At 65.4% G+C, this 15750-nt stretch carries 16 protein-coding genes; 8 read left to right on the top strand and 8 right to left on the bottom strand.

Going from position 1 to position 15750, the window contains the following annotated elements; genetic code table 11:
- The first annotated feature begins 64 nt into the window (after nt 1-64).
- Nucleotides 65-835, top strand: coding sequence for an SDR family NAD(P)-dependent oxidoreductase (locus AAHM40_RS22690; protein WP_342246687.1), 771 nt, complete (start codon nt 65-67; stop codon nt 833-835).
- 156 nt (nt 836-991) lie between these two features.
- Here AAHM40_RS22690 and AAHM40_RS22685 read toward each other — a convergent pair whose 3' ends face one another.
- From AAHM40_RS22685 to AAHM40_RS22675, 3 genes are all read right to left on the bottom strand, one after another.
- On the bottom strand, nt 992-1984 hold the full coding sequence (locus AAHM40_RS22685) for a 5'/3'-nucleotidase SurE (RefSeq protein WP_342246686.1): 993 nt from the start codon (nt 1982-1984) through the stop codon (nt 992-994).
- Between the two features lie 111 nt (nt 1985-2095).
- Nucleotides 2096-3472, bottom strand: a complete 1377-nt coding sequence (locus tag AAHM40_RS22680) for a DUF1329 domain-containing protein (protein ID WP_342246685.1) — start codon at nt 3470-3472, stop codon at nt 2096-2098.
- A 23-nt stretch (nt 3473-3495) separates the two neighbouring features.
- Entirely contained in the window at nt 3496-5133 is a 1638-nt protein-coding gene (locus AAHM40_RS22675) for a DUF1302 domain-containing protein (RefSeq protein WP_342246684.1), read from the bottom strand.
- Between the two features lie 285 nt (nt 5134-5418).
- Between AAHM40_RS22675 and AAHM40_RS22670 the strand changes: the two genes are divergently transcribed.
- The 4 genes from AAHM40_RS22670 (at nt 5419) to AAHM40_RS22655 (ending at nt 9980) form a co-directional block, all read left to right on the top strand.
- Nucleotides 5419-7212 (top strand): FAD-binding protein, encoded by a 1794-nt coding sequence (locus AAHM40_RS22670; protein ID WP_342246683.1) that lies wholly within the window; start codon nt 5419-5421, stop codon nt 7210-7212.
- 32 nt (nt 7213-7244) lie between these two features.
- Entirely contained in the window at nt 7245-8081 is an 837-nt protein-coding gene (locus AAHM40_RS22665; protein ID WP_342246682.1) for an SDR family NAD(P)-dependent oxidoreductase, read from the top strand.
- A gap of 37 nt (nt 8082-8118) precedes the next feature.
- Nucleotides 8119-8997: an SDR family NAD(P)-dependent oxidoreductase gene (locus AAHM40_RS22660; RefSeq protein ID WP_342246681.1), complete on the top strand. Its 879-nt coding sequence runs from the start codon at nt 8119-8121 to the stop codon at nt 8995-8997.
- Between the two features lie 77 nt (nt 8998-9074).
- Nucleotides 9075-9980: an NAD-dependent epimerase/dehydratase family protein gene (locus AAHM40_RS22655; protein WP_342246680.1), complete on the top strand. Its 906-nt coding sequence runs from the start codon at nt 9075-9077 to the stop codon at nt 9978-9980.
- Between the two features lie 278 nt (nt 9981-10258).
- On the opposite strand, the gene AAHM40_RS22650 is transcribed toward AAHM40_RS22655, so the two are convergent.
- The 4 genes from AAHM40_RS22650 to AAHM40_RS22635 form a co-directional block, all read right to left on the bottom strand.
- Entirely contained in the window at nt 10259-11035 is a 777-nt protein-coding gene (locus AAHM40_RS22650; RefSeq protein WP_342246679.1) for an SDR family NAD(P)-dependent oxidoreductase, read from the bottom strand.
- 14 nt (nt 11036-11049) lie between these two features.
- Nucleotides 11050-11805 (bottom strand): SDR family NAD(P)-dependent oxidoreductase, encoded by a 756-nt coding sequence (locus AAHM40_RS22645; protein ID WP_342246678.1) that lies wholly within the window; start codon nt 11803-11805, stop codon nt 11050-11052.
- Nucleotides 11806-11819: 14 nt separating this feature from the next.
- Nucleotides 11820-12587, bottom strand: a complete 768-nt coding sequence (locus AAHM40_RS22640; protein WP_342246677.1) for an SDR family oxidoreductase — start codon at nt 12585-12587, stop codon at nt 11820-11822.
- A 94-nt stretch (nt 12588-12681) separates the two neighbouring features.
- On the bottom strand, nt 12682-13107 hold the full coding sequence (locus AAHM40_RS22635) for a nuclear transport factor 2 family protein (protein WP_342246676.1): 426 nt from the start codon (nt 13105-13107) through the stop codon (nt 12682-12684).
- A gap of 185 nt (nt 13108-13292) precedes the next feature.
- Here AAHM40_RS22635 and AAHM40_RS22630 point away from each other — a divergent pair, with 185 nt between their 5' ends.
- On the top strand, nt 13293-13772 hold the full coding sequence (locus tag AAHM40_RS22630) for a nuclear transport factor 2 family protein (protein ID WP_342246675.1): 480 nt from the start codon (nt 13293-13295) through the stop codon (nt 13770-13772).
- A 15-nt stretch (nt 13773-13787) separates the two neighbouring features.
- On the opposite strand, the gene AAHM40_RS22625 is transcribed toward AAHM40_RS22630, so the two are convergent.
- A complete protein-coding gene (locus AAHM40_RS22625) occupies nt 13788-14747 on the bottom strand; it encodes a GlxA family transcriptional regulator (RefSeq protein ID WP_342246674.1) in 960 nt (319 codons plus the stop codon).
- Between the two features lie 98 nt (nt 14748-14845).
- Here AAHM40_RS22625 and AAHM40_RS22620 point away from each other — a divergent pair, with 98 nt between their 5' ends.
- Together AAHM40_RS22620 and AAHM40_RS22615 are read left to right on the top strand one after the other, a co-directional pair.
- Nucleotides 14846-15286, top strand: a complete 441-nt coding sequence (locus tag AAHM40_RS22620; RefSeq protein WP_342246673.1) for a thioesterase family protein — start codon at nt 14846-14848, stop codon at nt 15284-15286.
- Between the two features lie 12 nt (nt 15287-15298).
- The gene (locus AAHM40_RS22615; protein WP_342246672.1) at nt 15299-15685 is read left to right on the top strand and encodes a DUF488 domain-containing protein; all 387 of its coding nucleotides are present in this window, start codon (nt 15299-15301) and stop codon (nt 15683-15685) included.
- The last annotated feature ends 65 nt before the right edge of the window (nt 15686-15750 follow it).

Below are 15750 nucleotides of genomic sequence, written 5' to 3'. Positions count from 1 at the left end.
GATTTCGCCCCCCCAGCCAGCAGCCTCTATCTCCGAGTTCATCCCACAAAAAGAAGGAACACTCATGACTCGTGAAGCATTCCCCGAAGGCGTCGCCCTGGTAGTGGGCGGCAGCGGTGGCATGGGCCAGGCAATCTGCGAGCGCCTGGCCGATGCCGGCACGGACCTGGTGCTGACCTATCATTGCAATACCACTCGCGCCGAAGCTGTGGTGGCCGCAGTGCGTGAACGCGGGCGCAATGCACAAGCGCTGCAACTGACCCTCGGCGACGAGGCCTCGGTCACCGCCAGCCTGCAGAAGCTCACGGAAGGACGGCGTATCCATACCCTGGTGGTGGCATCGGGGTCGGATATTGCCCAGCCGAAGATCAGCGAACTGAACCTGGCGCAATGGAAGCGGGTGATCGATGCCGACCTCAACGGTTTCCTCAACCTCGTGCTCGGCGTGTTGCCGCACATGCGCGCCCACGGCGGCGGCTCCATCGTGCACATCAGCTCGGCCGGACTGTTCCGCTGGCCGGAGGGCGACGTGCTGTCGGTGGCGCCCAAGGCGGCCATCGAGTCGCTGATCCAGGGCATCGCCAAGGAGGAGGGGCGTTTCGGTATCCGTGCCAACAGCGTGGCCATCGGTGTGATCGATGCCGGTATCTTCCATCGCCTCTGGGCTGACGGCACGTTCGACGAGCAGTGGAAGCAGGCGGTGCAGGGCAAGCTCTGCATCAAGCGCTGGGGCATGGCAGAGGAGGTGGCCGAGGCTGTGGCTTTCCTGGCCTCCAGCCGCGCCGGCTACACCACGGGCCAGGTGCTGGCGGTGGACGGGGGATATGGCGTCTGACACGCGTCGGCAAGGAACCTGGACGCAGGACATCGGATGGGTAGAGGTACGAAACCCATCGAGATGCGGTGACGGATTTCGCTACGTAACGCCGCCTGACCCCCTGCTACGCATGAAAAAGCCCCGTCAGGGGCTTCTTCTTTCATTGATCAAACCTCAAGGTTTTACGCCACCCAGCATCAGCTTGGCTTGCGCCTGCACCAGTGGCGACGCGGTGTAGTTGCCGTCGATCGGGGTGATCACTGCCTTGCCCAGCGATAGCTGGTAGGCGTCGCCCTGTTTCTGTTCGGCGGTCGGCGCTGACGGGGCGACGAGGTTCATCCGCACTACACCGTCGGCACCCTGCTGCGGGGCGAAGACCACGCTGCCCCAATCGCCGATGGGCGCAAAGGCCACGCCCGTTACCTGGCCAGCTTCCAGCGCCGGGTAGTTGATGTTCAGCCCGGTGATGCCCGGCAGGCCGATCACGTTGGTTTCGCAGTAAGCCTTGGCGTTGCCGCGGCTCTTCTCGCAGATGCGCTTGGCTTCGGCGCCGATGGCGGCGGCGCGGTTGATCACGCGGACGGCGAAGCGCGCAGTGTCGTCCATGGCATTGAGGGTCTTGAGGTAGCCGGCCTGCTGGTCCTGGGCGATCAACTGGAGGTCGATGGCGGTGGATACGGCCACCGCTGGCACGCCCTTGAACATGGCGCGAACAGCAGCGTTGACGGTGCCCGACATCTGCGTCAACGGGCCAACGTTGTCACCGAAGTTGGTGCCGGAGACCACCAGGTCCGGGCGGCTGTCTTTCAGCAGCAGGTCGAGGCCGACGTTCACCGCATCCACCGGAGTGCCGATGGCCGATGTCTTGCCGGCCGGCGGTGTGTAACCCGCAGGGGCACCGACGCAGTACTTGTCCTGGGCGAGTTGGGTGATGGCGACGGCCTGGCCGGGCACTACCACGCTGGCGGCGCCGATGCCGCTGCTGTCGTTCTGCGGGCCTACCAGCGTCACTTGGTGACCGGCAGCGATCAGTGCCTGGTAGACGGCATCGATGCCCGGTGCGCGGCAACCGTCATCGTTGGTCAGGAGGATGTTAAGGGCGTTGGCCTGGAGCGAAAGGGACAGGGCGGCCAGGCTGATGGCGGATTTCAACAGCGTGTGTGTCATCTCGTTTCCTCTGTTGAGAGAAGGGAGCCTTGGGTCGACTGCTGGCTGAACGAAGGCAGCTTCGCGGGGCACAAAAAAGCGAGGCCCGGGGGCCTCGCTCGATCAGGGCATTTATTTGCCCAATTTGCGCAGGTTGGCGACGGTGAAGTAGTCGGCTTCGTAGTCGCTGCTGTTCAGCTTCGCCGGCGGCTTGCCGTTGAGCAGGCGGTCGGTCAGGTACGAGCCTGCGATCAGGTCGTGGAAGATCGCCACCCGGGCCTGGAAGCCTTGCAGGTCGTAGGCGTATGCGGTGGTCTGCATGTTGCTGCGCCAGAGCTGGCCCTTGCCGTCGTAGTTGTCGGCCATCACGGCGATCCAGGAGTCCTCGTCGATGTACAGCACGCGCTTGCCATAGATGTGGCGTTTGCCGGGTTTGAGCGTGGCTTCCAGCACCCAGACACGGTGCGGCTCGTAGCGCATGAACTCGGGGTTGATGTGGCCGTTGGTGGACAGCAGGTCGTCGAGCTTCAGGCTGGGGTCGTCGAGCTTGTAGTTGTTGTAGGGGATGTACATCTCCTGCTTGCCCACCAGCTTCCACTCGTAGCGATCCGGCGCGCCGTTGAAGAGGCGGTCTTCGTCCATCACGCGGAAGCCGCCGGCGCCGAACGGCGTGTCATAGGCCACGGTCGGCGCGCGACGCACGCGGCGGTTGCCCGGCAGGTATTGCCAGGACTGCGACGGCGAGGCGATCGGGTCGGTGAAGGTATGGGCAAGGATGATCTCGCCTTTCTTGCGGGTCGGTTCCAGGGTTTGCACAAGCGCAAAAGCCTGCTGGCCGCCGAAGGATTCCACGGTTTCCTTCGGGGAGTCCCACACCGAGAGGATCTTGTAGTCCATGGACTCCAGCGAGCGGGTCCCGTTGGCCAGGGTGAGGGCCATGGTGTAGATGGCGTCTTCCTTCCAGGCGCGGGCCGGCAGGTTGAGGTTCCACATCAGCTCGTAGCCGTTCTTCGGAATCGGGAAGGGCGAGGCGCCGATGGCATTGATCACACCGTTGCCCTCGCTGACCAGCTCCGCGCTGGTGGCATTGGCGAGGGTGCGCTGCAGGACCCGGTCGGAGTAGCGGAAGTCGCGGTGGCTGGGATAGACCGGGATCTTGAAGCTGCTCGGATAGCGCTGGAACAGCGCCTTCTGGCCTTCCGAGAGCTTGTCGGCGTACTGCGCCATGTTGGCTGCGGTGATGACGAACAGCGGCTTGTCGCCGGCATAGGGGTCGCCATAGGCGGTGCCCGAGCCTGCGTAGTTGACATGGGGCGGTGCCCCCAGCCATTTGCCGCTCCAGGCGGGGATGCTGCCGTCGGCGTTGCCGGCTTTTTCCGCCCCCATGGGGGTGAGGTCGTTACCCAGGCGTTTGGCCTCCTCCGGGCTGACCTTCGCCAGGACCGGAGCGCTGGCGAGGGCTGCGGCGAGAACGCCTGCGAGGAGCGGGGTCTTGTTGTTCGTGCGCATCTTGAGTCTCCTGCGGCAGTGGATCAGAAGCTGTACTTGACGTTGATGCCGACGTTGTCGCGGTCAGCGAAGGGGGTATCGCCGGCATCGCCGAGGAAGGCGTTGTAGCGGGCCTCCAGAGTCAGGTTGTTGAGGTAGCGCCAGGTGGTGCCGACGCCCAGGCGATGGTCGCCTTCGCCCATGCCGAAGGTGCCCGGCAGGGAGGAGTCGCCGCCCAGGTTCTGGCTGAAGATCAGCGGTACGGTGAGGTCCCAGCCGTTGAAGATGTTCAGGTACTCGAGTGAGAGGTTGAGGGTGTAACCCCAGGAACTCTTGTCGAAGTACAACTCGTCGGTGTTCGGCGTGGTCAGCGGGAAGAAGCCGCCGGCACCGTCCGGCACGAAGGCGGTGAAGCTCTCGGCGCGGTCGTTGTCGAGCACTTCGTTGTAACCGACCTCCCCGGTCAGGATGGTGTTGTCGGCGATCGGCAGGGTTCCGAACGAGTGGATGAAGGACACCTGCGCCTGCATGGTCTCGGCGCGCACCGGGTGCGGCACCAGGCTGGTATCCACCAGTACCGGTTGGCCGTCGCGGTAGCTGATTTCGCCGCTGACGTTGGTGTCGCCGACCACGGTGGAGAAGCTCGCGCCGTAGAGGTCGATGTTGTCGAAGTAGCGGACCTGGTAATTGGCGGTGTTCCAGTCGGTCAGGAAGTCCAGCTGCGGCGCCTTGTCGTGGAAGCGCACGTAGTACAGGCCGAACTCGGTGTTGTTCAGCGACTCCGCCACGTAGTTCAGGGCAACGCCGTACTGGCCGCTGTCACTGGGCTCGTCGTCCGACAGCCGACGGGTGATACCGAAGGCGTCGGTGAAGCCACCTTCATCCATCTGGTCGGTGACGGAGAAGAAGCTGCCGACACCGTCGATCTCGGTCTTCTCCCACTTGTACTGGTAGTAGGCCTGCAAGCTGAGGCTGTCGGTCAGGTCGATCTGGCCGAACACCTGGCCTACCGGCAGGAAGAGTTCCTTGAGTTCCACCCCGGGTGTGTTGGCCTTGGTGGCATCCACCGGGGCCATGGCACCGGAAATGCCGTTGCCGATGAACAGGCTCTCACCCCAGCTCACCACCTGGTCGCCGACGCGCAGGTTGAGGTTGTGCCCGGCCAGGTCCCAGGCGCCATAGACATAGGCATCGAGCAGGCGAATGTCCTTGCCGTGCTGGTCGATGGTGTCGTCGGGGAAGTGGTTGGGCTGCGAGCAGCGGCCGCCGGCGAAGCAGTTGGAGGTGCCGGTGCCGTTGTCGTTGCTGCGGTTGTAGACCTCGTCGTAGAAGCCGCTGGCACGCATGAACAGGCCGAAGTCCTGTTGCCAGTTGAGGTTCATCTCGGTGAGGAAGCTGGCCCGGTTGGTGATCAGGCTGCCCTTGTCGAAGGCGTTGTTGCCATCGTCGATGTTGGCGATGGCTGGGTTCGGGAAGCCATTGGACAGCGCGTGGTCGCGAGACTCGGTGCGCCAGGCGAGGCCATAGGTGAGGGTGGTGTTCCAGTCGAGCTTGAGGTCATCGTTGGGCTGGAACGACAGTGCCTGGCTCTGGCTGGCGCAGCCGGTCGCTAGACCGAGCAGCGCAATGCGGATCGCGGTCTGAAGGGAACTGCAGGTTTGGCGTCTTGTTGTTCTTGTCATGTTGTTGCTCTCGGCACTGCTGGGCACAGCTCGGTCCGCCAGGCCCAAAGTTGAGTTGAGTGTGGCGAGGTGACTATGTGGTCGCGGTCGAGGCAGGGGCATCGTCTGAAAGGACTAAGGGGGACGCAGGAATTCAGGAAGGTATGTTGTTGAGGTTTCTGATCCGGGGCTGGGGAGCGGTTCGGTCACCCATTGCGTAGTCCCATCGGACGATGTTGCCGGGTAGGTACGCGCTGAGAATCCGGTCCGATTGCGCACCACCAACAACAACAAGGGAGCAACCCGATGAGCGCGAACAGCCCGCAATGGGATCAAAGCTGCGACGTACTGGTAGTGGGGTCGGGAGCCGGCGCCATGACCGCCGCGCTGCGTGCCCATGACCTTGGCTCGAAGGTACTGGTGGTGGAGAAGAGCGACCGCTACGGCGGCACGTCTGCCATTTCCGGCGGCGGTATCTGGATTCCCTGCAACCACCGCATCGAGGCCCTGGGTGGGCAGGATTCGGCCGAGGAAGCCATTGCCTATATCCGCGCCGTGACCCATGGCGAAATCGACGACGGTCGTATCGAGGCCTATGTGGAACACGGCCACCAGGTGGTGCGCTATCTCGAAGAGCGCTCGCGCGTGCGCTTCGAGGCCCAGCCCCGTTACTCGGATTACTACCCGGAAGTTCCCGGCGGCAAGCCCGGCTTCCGTTCCATGGACCCGCTACCCTTCGATGCGCGCCAGCTCGGCGAAGAGTTCGCGCTGATGCGCGAACCGTCCCCCGGCACCCTGATGATGGGCCGCATGGCCATGACCATGAAGGAAGCCCAGGTGCTGCTCTGCCGAGGCCCGGGTTGGCTCGGGTTGACCCTGAAGATCCTCTGGCGCTATTGGCGCGACCTGCCTGGTCGCCTCCGTTCGAAGCGCGACCGTTTCCTCACCCTGGGCAATGCCCTGGTCGCCGCCCTGCGCTGCTCGCTGCAGGACCGCCAGGTGCCGGTCTGGCTGGACTGCCGCCTGGAGCGATTGATCGAAGAGCAGGGCCGGGTGCTGGGCGCCGAGGTGACCCGCGCCGGCCGTCGCCTGCTGATCCAGGCCCGCCTCGGCGTGGTCCTGGGGGCCGGTGGCTTCGAGCGCAACCAGGCCATGCGTGCGCAGTACCATCCACAACCGTCGCGCAGCGACTGGAGCGCGACGCCGCCCTACAACACAGGTGACGCGATACGCGCGGGCCAGGCCCTGGGTGCCACCACGGCGCTGATGGACCACAGCTGGTGGGCGCCGACCACCCATGTCGAGGGTGAGGAGAAGCAACGCGCACTGTTCGTCGAGCGCACGCTGCCCGGTTGCATCATGGTCAACTCGGCGGGCCAGCGCTTCGTCAACGAGGCGGCGCCCTATACCGACATCGTCTACGCCATGTACGATGGCAATCGCGAGGGCGCGGCCAGCGTGCCCTGCTGGCTGATATTTGATGCCGATTTCCGTCGCAAGTACCCCTGCGGTGCGCTGCTGCCGGGCTACGCCATGCCCGACAGCCGCCTGCCCAAGCACCTGCACAGCTACTTCCACAAGGCCGACAGCTTCGTCGAGCTGGCACAGCAGATCGGCGTCGACCCGACTGGCCTGTTGCGCACCATCGAACGCTTCAACCCCATGGCTGAAGCGGGCAAGGACGAAGATTTCCGCAAGGGCGAGTCGCTGTTCGACCGCTACTACGGCGACCCCACCGTACAGCCCAACCCCTGCCTGGCACCGTTGCTTAAAGCACCTTTCTATGCGGTGAAGATCGACGCCGGCGACATCGGCACCAAGGGCGGCCTGCTCACCGACGTGCATGCCCGCGTGCTGCGCGAGGACCGCACCCCCATCGCCGGGCTCTACGCCATCGGCAACAGCGCCGCTTCCATGATGGGCCGCACCTACCCGGGCGCCGGCTCCACCATCGGCCCGGCGATGGTCTTTGGGTTCCGCGCGGCCGAACACATCCACGCCGCAGGCGAAAAGACTGTAGGGGCGAATTCATTCGCCAAGCAGGCCGAAGGCCTGCCCTGCACGAACCCAGGGGGCAGCTACGCCGCCCTTGGCGAATGAATTCGCCCCTACAACAAGAAGAGGATGACGAGATGATCGATTTTTCCGGCAAGACAGTCCTGGTCACCGGTGGTGGCGTGGGTATAGGACGGGCCATGGTCGAGGCCTTCGCCCGTGCCGGGGCGCGCATGGCAGTCGCTGAAGTGGACGGCGAGCGTGCCGCTACCCTGTGCGACTGGTTGGCCAGCCAGGGTGGCGAGGCGCTGGTGGTACAGACCGATGTCACCGATAGCGCCCAGGTGGCCTCGCTAGCCGAACAGGTGGAAGCGCGTTTCGGCGGGCTCGACGTGCTGATCAACAACGTCGGCGATTCGCTGATGATCGCCAAGCCCTTCGACGGCTACAGCGACGAGGACATCGACCGGCTCTACGCGGTCAACCTGCAGCACATCTTCCGCGTGACCCGCGCCATGTTGCCCATGCTGCGCCGCCAGGGCGCTGGCGGCAGCATCATCAGCGTTTCCTCCATCGAGGGTTTCCGCGGCATTCCCAACTGCAGCGTCTATGCCGCCTTCAAGGCCGCCATCACTGGCTTCACCAAGAGCCTGGCGCTGGAGCTGGGGCCGGTGGGCATCCGCGTCAACCAGATCGCCCCCGAGTCCACCGAAACCCCGCAACTGCCCATGTCGCTGATGATCGCACCTGAGCACCGCGCCCAGATGCCGAACTGGATTCCGTTGGGCCGCTTCGGCCAGCCGGAAGACATGGCCGGCGCCGCGCTGTTCCTCGCCAGTCCGTTGTCGGGCTGGGTCACCGGCACCACCCTGCACGTGGATGGCGGCGCCCTGGCAGCAGCCGGCTGGTACCGCGACCCGAAAGGTATGTGGACCAATGTGCCGGTGATTACCGGCAACGGTTTCAACTTCTGATCCTCCAGCATTTGCTGACCGCAAGTAGGAATCCCAGATGAACGCGAAGAAATCCCAAGTTGCCGTGGTCACCGGCGCCAGCCGTGGCGTCGGCAAGGGCATTGCCATCGCCCTTGGCGCGGCGGGCATGACCGTCTACCTGAGCGGCCGTTCGGCCACCCAGAGCAACAGTCAGCTGCGCGGCAAACCCTTGCCCGGCAGCCTGGCGGAAACGGCCGAAGCCGTGACTCGCGCGGGCGGCAAGGGCATCGCCGTCCCCTGCGACCACCGTGACGACGAACAGGTGCGCGAGTTGTTCGCCCGCGTCGAACGCGAGCAGGGCCGCCTCGACCTGCTGGTGAACAACGCCGCCTTTCTCCACGAGAACCTGATCGACCCCGGCCCCTTCTGGGAGAAGCCGCTGGAGCTGGTCGACATCCTCGACGTCGGCCTGCGCTCGGCCTATGTCGCCAGCTATCACGCCGCAAGGCTGCTGGTACGTAACGGCCATGGACTGATCGCCTTCGTCTCCTCCTTTGGCGCAGGGTGCTACATGCACGGCCCGGCCTACGGTGCGCAGAAGGCCGGCTGCGACAAGTTCGCGGCGGACATGGCCATCGACCTGGAGGGCACCGGCGTGGCCGCACTGTCGTTGTGGTTGGGACCGCAGCGCACCGAGCGCACGGCCATCGCCGGTGCGGAACGAGCCGACCAGTACGAAGCCTTCATGGCCATGGCCGAGACCCCCGAGTTCAATGGCCGGGTCATCCATGCGCTGCTCAACGACCCGGAACTCCAGGCACTGTCCGGCCAGACCCTGATCACCGCCGAAACGGCGCAGGGCTACGGCATCACCGAAGCCGAGGGCCGCCAGCCGCCGTCCTACCGCGAAATGCTCGGCGCGCCGCGCCCGCAGCACCCCGCGCGGGTGATCTGATCGATCCGTTTCCGGGCCTTGGCCCGGTGCCTCAACCCAGGGGCCTGAGTCCAGGCCCCAGCAGGAGTGTCTACGCGATGAAGATTCTTGTGATTGGCGGAACCGGCCTGATCGGCGGCCACGCGGCGCTTTACCTCAGGGACCATGGGCACGACGTGACCATTGGCGGACGCAAGCCGGCTGCTGCCGGCAGTGCCTTGGCCGAACTCAAGCAGCTGCAGGGGGACTATGTTGCCGGCACCTTCAGCCGCGACGACCTGGCGGGTTACGACGCCCTGGTATTCGCTGCCGGCAGCGATATCCGTCACGCCCCGCAGGGCGGCGACCTCGATGCGCACTGGCAGCGCGCCAACGTCGAGGCCATTCCGCGCTTCTTCGAACTGGCCCGCAGCGCGGGCGTCAAGCAGGCGGTGCTGGTGGGCAGTTTCTATCCGCAGGTGGCGCCGGAACTGATCGACAGCATTCCTTACGTCCGCTCGCGGCACCTGTCCGACCAGGCCGTGCGTGCGCTGTGCGCTCAGGACTTCAAGGTGTGCAGCGTCAATGCGCCGTTCGTGGTCGGCGCCGTGCCGGGCCTGAAGGTCGAGATGTTCGAGGCTTACACGCGTTACGCCGAAGGCAAGTTCGCGCCGCTGCCGTTCTTTGGTCCTGCCGGCGGCAGCAACTTCATTTCCACCCGCTCGCTGTCCCAGGCGATCCTCGGCGCGCTGCTGCACGGCGAGCCGGGCAAGGCCTACCTGGTGGGCGATGAGAACCTCAGCTACGCGCAGTATTTCCAGGCCTTCCTGCGCGCCGCCGGCAACGCGTCCGAGGTGCCGTCGCTGGACCAGGAACACCCATTGCTGCCGGACATGGCCCTGTATACCGGGCGCGGCAATACCGTCAGCTACGAGCCGGATGCCACCGACACGGCGCTGCTGGGCTATGTACGCAATGACATCCAGCGCGCGGTGAATGAGGTGGTGGCGCAGTATCGGGGGTGAGGCTTCCGGGGCCGGCCCTTGGCCTGCTTCGCGAATGAGTTGGCGATGTCTGCGTTAGCATAAGGAAAAAGCGCCGCTTGCCCTTCAACAGGTAAGCGGCGTTTTTGCTTCGGCGCCATTCGCAACGATTGATTCGAGGCGTATATCCCACGTAGGAGCGAGCTCTGCTCGCGAACCAGCCTCTTTCGCGAGCAAGCTCGCTCCTACACCAATCGCTGGCATCGTCTAAGTGAACAGCATTACCGCATCAGCGGGCCTTCTGCTTTTTACCGGGTCGCTCAGATGGGCGAGCCGGGCAGGCCCTGGTAGTAGAAGCCGGCCATCATCCCGCCATCCACCGACAGCTCGCTGCCATTGCAGTAACTGGCCTCGTCGCTTGCGAGGAAGAGCGTGGCGCGGGCGACTTCCTCCGGCGCGCCAATGCGCTGCAGCGGCACCATGCGGTATTGCTCGGCGAGTTCTTCCCGCGGCGTGCCGGTGGGGTTGGACATGACCGTATCCACGCCACCCGGATGCACAGAGTTGACCCGTACGCCATGCGGGCCGAGTTCCAGCGCCGCGACCTTGGTGAGTCCGCGCACGCCCCATTTGCTCGACACGTAGGCCGCCAGGGCATTCACCCCGCGCAGGCCGTCGACGGAGGAGATGTTGACGATGGAGCCGCCGCGCTGCTCGCGCATGAGCGGTGCCACGCTGTGGATGCCGAGGAAGGTGCCGGTGAGGTTGATTGCCAGTGCGCGCTCGAACTCCGCCTTGGACAGCTGTTCGATGGCGCCGAACACCAGCACGGCCGCATTGTTCACCAGAACGTCGATACGGCCATGGCGCTCTACGGTCTCGCTGACCAGGCGTTGCCAGTCTTCTTCGTTGCTTACATCCAGGCGGCGGAAGCTGGCCTTGTCGCCCAACTCAGCCGCCAATGCCTGGCCTTCGTTTTCCAGCAGGTCGGCGATGACCACGGTCGCGCCTTCCTCGACGAACAGCCGCGAGGTTTGCGCGCCCATGCCGCGTGCGCCGCCGGTGATGATGGTTATCTTGTTTTCCAGTCGTTTCATGCCTTTTTCCTTGATTAACCCCAATAGGCTTGGCCGCCATCCAGCGGGATGGTGGCGCCGGTCAGGTAGCGGGCGTTGTCGCTCACCAGGAAGGCCACGGTGCGGCCGATGTCCTGTTCGCAGTCGCCGACGCGGCGCAGCGGAATGCTGTTGAAGAAGGCTTCGGCCTCCTGCGGGTTACCCTCGATCCAGCCGCGCAGGCCGGGCGACAGGGCGTGGGGAGCGATGACGTTGACGCGGATGCCGTCCACGCCCCATTCACAGGCGGCGCCGCGGCTGAGGGAGCGGATCGCTTCCTTGGTGGCGGCGTAGTGGCCGTAGCCCGAGGCATCCCAACGCACGGCGGCCGAGGAGGCCAGGTTGATCACCGCCCCGTCGCCCTTGAGGTGGGGGTAGCAGGCGCGCATCAGGCGCAGTGTCGCCACCGGACCTGAGTCGATGCCTTGCATGAAGGCTTCGTCGGTCACATCGAGGATGCGCCCGAGCGGCACGATGTGGGCGTTGTTGACCAGGATATTCAGGCCGCCGAAGGCCTCCACCACCTGGGCGACGCAGCGGTCGATGTCCGCCTGGTTCATCACGTCGCACTCCACCGCCAGGGCGGTGCCGCCGCGACGACGGATTTCCGCGCAGGTTTCTTCCAGGGTGGCGAGGGTACGGCCGGCGACGGCCACCTTGGCACCTTCGGCCGCGAGCGAATAGGCGATGCCCTGGCCGACGCCCTGGCCGCCACCGGTGACCAGCGCTACCTTGCCTTGCAACATGTTCATCGTGGTTGACTCCTTTATTTGCCGGCGATACCGGAGATCAGTTGCGCGTTGTCGATGCGCAGCTCGGCGCCGTTGATGAAGCGCGATTCGTCCGAGGCGAGGAACAGCACCAGGTTGGCGACATCCTCGGGCATGCACATGCGCGCCATGGGGTTGTCGCCGATGCCCAGCGCTGCGGGGTCGAGGCCCGGCACCAGCGCCTGGGTCATGGGCGTCCAGATGCCGTCCGGATGGATAGAGTTGCAGCGGATGCGATAGCCGCTGTTCTTGCAATGCACCGCCACGCTGCGGGTCAGCGCGGTGACTGCGCCCTTGGAGGCGCTGTAGGCGCACATGGGCGGGAGCCCGCCAAGGGAGGCGATCGACGACATCATGATGATCGAGCCGCCGCTGGCATTTCGTTTCATCGCCTCGATGCCGTGCTTGCAGCCAAGGAAGTAGCCATCGGCGTTCACCCGCATCACGCTGCGCCACTGCGCCAGGCTTGCTTCTTCGACAGTACCTAGCGGGCAGATGGCGGCGTTGTTGACCAGCACGTCGAGGCGGCCGAAGGTCGCCAGGGTCTGCTCGATGACCCGTTGCCAGTGCTGTTCCTCGGCGACATCGAGTTCGACGAACAGGGCGTTGGGGCCAATCTCCGCAGCCAGTGCTTCGCCAGCCGCGCAGTCGATGTCGGCGAGCACCACGCGGGCGCCTTCGGCGGCCAGCAGCAGGGCATCGGCCTTGCCGACGCCGCTGGCGGCGCCGGTGATCAGTACGACCTTGTCTTGAACGCGTTTCATGCGGGGTTCCTCGAGGTTTCCCTACCGGTCAGGGCTGCGCGCAGGGCGCCGGTGTCATCGGTGATCAGGGCGGTCTTGCCCGCAAGCGGCGCCCTCATGGCGCAGTCCCTTGCACGGGCAGGTCCTGGCTCCAATCCAGCAGCAGCTCCCGCTGGGTGATGCACCAGAGGCCGTCGATGCAGGCGAAGCGGTCGCGGTAGCGGATGCCCCAGTCGAGCTTGCGGGTGATGCCATCGGCGTCATACAGGTGGTTGGCGACGCAGTAGGTCTCTGCGCTGGCTTCCAATTCGTCCACCTCGGCCAGGTGGTTATGCACATGGTGCTGGGTGATGCTGAAGCGGCCGAGGCCGTTCATGCCGTCGACTATGGCCGCCACGCCATCGAAGCTGAATCCCGGCCCCTTGAGGACCGCGTCGGCGCTGAACAGGCGAGCCAAAGCCGCCCAGTCGCGTTGATCCACCGCTTGTGCATAACGACAGACGAGTTCATAGAGCGCTTGCTTGTTCGATGCCTCGGACATGCTGTGAAGTCTCCTTATCCATCCTGCGCGGGTGCAGGTGCGGGGAAACTCGCATCGGCAGCGCGGTGGGGCATCGGCCGATTGGACTACTGCAGGCTTGCACGCGGGATCACTAGTCCCCTTGGACGATGAGTCGGCGCCGGCAGGCTCCTAACCTGCGGCATCCCCCAATCGGAGCACCCGCGATGGCCAATGCAGTTGAGACTTACCTCGAGATCGAGCAGATCCGGCAACTCAAGTACCGCTACTTCCGCGCGCTCGACTGCCACGACTGGGCGCTGTTCGCCACTTGCCTGGCCGAGGATGTGACCACCTCGCTGGACAGCGGCACGTACAGCTTTTCCGGTCGCGAGGCCTTCGTCGCCGGCCTGCGCGAGCTGATGGACCGCCCAACGCTGCTGTCCAAGCACCACGGCCACCACCCGGAGATCGAGCTGCTGGCCGCGGATCGGGCCCGGGGCACCTGGTACCTGGAGGACCATGTGATCGACCAGGAGAACAGCTGGATGGTGCACGGCACGGCGCTCTATCAGGACGAATACGTCAAGCGCGAGGGCGTCTGGCTGATCCACGCCACCGGCTATCGCCGCGTGTTCGAGACGGTCACCGCACCGATCCCGGAGCAGTTCAAGGTGATTTCCAGCTGGTTCGGCCTGCCCGGCTGAACCCAGGCGCGCGCATCAACCGGCGCGCAGTTCGCGGATGCCCTTGCCCAGGCGCTTGCGCAGCAAGGTGCGCAGGGTCACGCCATCGGCGTAGCCCACCAGGCCGGCGACCTGGTCGACGCTGTGCTCGCTGGTCTTGAGCAGATGAACGGCGCGCTCGATGCGCAGGTCCTGTACATAGGCCAGGGGCGTTTTGCCCAGCACGTCGTGGATGCGCCGGGCGAGGGTGCGCTTGCTGGTCGCCAGTTCCCGGGCCGCCACATCCAGGTTGAAGCCCTCCGCCAGGCGCTCGCGGACCCAGCGGTCGAAGCGCTGCACCAGCGGATCGGCATGGGCCAGGTGGTCGGAGAGGGCGTAGGCCGACTGCGAGGGGCGCGAGTCGACGATCAGGTAGCGCGCCACCAGTGCGGCGAGTTCCGGACTGGTCTGGCGGATCAGCCAGAGGGTCAGGTCCAGGTGGCTCAAGGCGGCGCCGGCGGTCACCAGTTGGCCGGTGCTGACGATCATGCGTCCGGCATCCAGTTGCACCTGTGGATAACGTTGCCGGAACAACGGTGTCAGCCACCAGGTGGTGGTGGCTTCATGGCCGTCCAGCAGACCGGTTTCCGCCAGCACGAAGGTGCCGATGCAGGCTGCGGCGATGCGCGCTCCGCCTGCGGCCCAGTCGTGCAGGGCGACGACGGCGTCGGCCACATCGTCTCGGGCCAGGGCCTGCTGCAGCGGTTCGGGCATCTTGTAGCCCATGGCCGGGACTATCACCCAGTCAGGGGGCGGGCAGTCTTTCACCGGGCGCACCGGCACGCCGAAGCCGAGCGAGCTGTTCACCTCGGGCCGCACCCCGGCGAGGGATACCTGGAACTGTGGAGCGGGCAGGGCATGCAGGACTGCCAGCTCGTTGGCGGTGGCCAGGGCGTCGAGCACGGCGGACAGGCCGGTGTCGAAAACCCCTTCGAGGGCGAGGACGGTGATCTTCATGGCGCGATCGCTACCAAAGTTGTCAATCGCGCCAGTATTGCAGAGGGCCCGGTCGCCCTACAGTGGATGCCACCACTGCACGCCACCGGAGACCACTCATGTACCAGAAGACCCTCACCGCCGGCTGGGGCGACATGGACTTCAATTCCCACATGCGCAACACCGCCTACCTCGACAAGTCCGCCGACGTGCGCATGATGTATTTCGCCGACTTCGGTTTCCCCATGTCCGAGTTCCGCCGCCTGCGCCTGGGCCCGGTGGTGATGAAGGACGAGATCGAATACTTCCGCGAATGCCACCTGCTCGACGAACTGCAGATCACCATGAGCGCCGCCGGCCTCTCGGCCGATGGCAGCCGGATGCTGCTGCGCAACGAGTTCTTCCGCAGCGGCACCCTGGCGGCACGGGTGACCTCCACCGTCGGCTGGTTCGACCTGGAGCAGCGCAAGCTGGTCACGCCAACGGCCAAGCTGCTGGAGGCCCTCCAGGCCATGGACAGGAGCGGGGATTTCCGCGAGCTGCCCGGCAGCAGCCGCTAGGGAGGAGGGGAAATGAGCATCAGCATCGTCCAGCTGGGTACGCCACGGGCCGCAGGAGAGGGGGTGCGCATCGGCACGGTGCGGCGGCCGCCGCGTGGCGTACCCAAGGCCGAGTTCGCCAGCCGCGACTACTACGACACCTGGCTACCGCTGCTGGCCCCCAGCGCCGAGCTGATGGCCGAGGGCAAGGCCGTCGAAAGTGACGCCGACTGGGCGCGCTTTGCCAAGCGTTACCGCGCTGAAATGGAAGGCGGGGAGGGCTCGCGGGTACTCGACCTGCTGGCAGCCCTGTCCCATGGCAGCGACTTCGCAGTGGGCTGCTACTGCGAAAACGAGGCGCGCTGCCATCGCTCCCTGTTGCGCCAGCTGCTGGCTGAGCGCGGCGCCTCGATTCGCTGATCCTCGTGGCGAAGCTCGCCCACGCTCTCCCTCTGGCGGACATTCGACCAAAGGCGCAAAATCGC

The organism is Pseudomonas sp. OTU5201, from assembly GCF_038440135.1.
GTDB classification, from domain to species: Bacteria; Pseudomonadota; Gammaproteobacteria; order Pseudomonadales; family Pseudomonadaceae; genus Metapseudomonas; species Metapseudomonas resinovorans.
This window is presented reverse-complemented; position numbering and strand designations above follow the sequence as displayed.

Excerpts from the sequence above, each read along its gene's own strand:
- AAHM40_RS22690 (WP_342246687.1), top strand. The coding sequence starts at position 65 with ATGACTCGTGAAGCATTCCCCGAAGGCGTCGCCCTGGTAGTGGGCGGC.
- AAHM40_RS22685 (WP_342246686.1), bottom strand. The coding sequence starts at position 1,984 with ATGACACACACGCTGTTGAAATCCGCCATCAGCCTGGCCGCCCTGTCC.
- AAHM40_RS22680 (WP_342246685.1), bottom strand. The coding sequence starts at position 3,472 with ATGCGCACGAACAACAAGACCCCGCTCCTCGCAGGCGTTCTCGCCGCA.
- AAHM40_RS22675 (WP_342246684.1), bottom strand. The coding sequence starts at position 5,133 with ATGACAAGAACAACAAGACGCCAAACCTGCAGTTCCCTTCAGACCGCG.
- AAHM40_RS22670 (WP_342246683.1), top strand. The coding sequence starts at position 5,419 with ATGAGCGCGAACAGCCCGCAATGGGATCAAAGCTGCGACGTACTGGTA.
- AAHM40_RS22665 (WP_342246682.1), top strand. The coding sequence starts at position 7,245 with ATGATCGATTTTTCCGGCAAGACAGTCCTGGTCACCGGTGGTGGCGTG.
- AAHM40_RS22660 (WP_342246681.1), top strand. The coding sequence starts at position 8,119 with ATGAACGCGAAGAAATCCCAAGTTGCCGTGGTCACCGGCGCCAGCCGT.
- AAHM40_RS22655 (WP_342246680.1), top strand. The coding sequence starts at position 9,075 with ATGAAGATTCTTGTGATTGGCGGAACCGGCCTGATCGGCGGCCACGCG.
- AAHM40_RS22650 (WP_342246679.1), bottom strand. The coding sequence starts at position 11,035 with ATGAAACGACTGGAAAACAAGATAACCATCATCACCGGCGGCGCACGC.
- AAHM40_RS22645 (WP_342246678.1), bottom strand. The coding sequence starts at position 11,805 with ATGAACATGTTGCAAGGCAAGGTAGCGCTGGTCACCGGTGGCGGCCAG.
- AAHM40_RS22640 (WP_342246677.1), bottom strand. The coding sequence starts at position 12,587 with ATGAAACGCGTTCAAGACAAGGTCGTACTGATCACCGGCGCCGCCAGC.
- AAHM40_RS22635 (WP_342246676.1), bottom strand. The coding sequence starts at position 13,107 with ATGTCCGAGGCATCGAACAAGCAAGCGCTCTATGAACTCGTCTGTCGT.
- AAHM40_RS22630 (WP_342246675.1), top strand. The coding sequence starts at position 13,293 with ATGGCCAATGCAGTTGAGACTTACCTCGAGATCGAGCAGATCCGGCAA.
- AAHM40_RS22625 (WP_342246674.1), bottom strand. The coding sequence starts at position 14,747 with ATGAAGATCACCGTCCTCGCCCTCGAAGGGGTTTTCGACACCGGCCTG.
- AAHM40_RS22620 (WP_342246673.1), top strand. The coding sequence starts at position 14,846 with ATGTACCAGAAGACCCTCACCGCCGGCTGGGGCGACATGGACTTCAAT.
- AAHM40_RS22615 (WP_342246672.1), top strand. The coding sequence starts at position 15,299 with ATGAGCATCAGCATCGTCCAGCTGGGTACGCCACGGGCCGCAGGAGAG.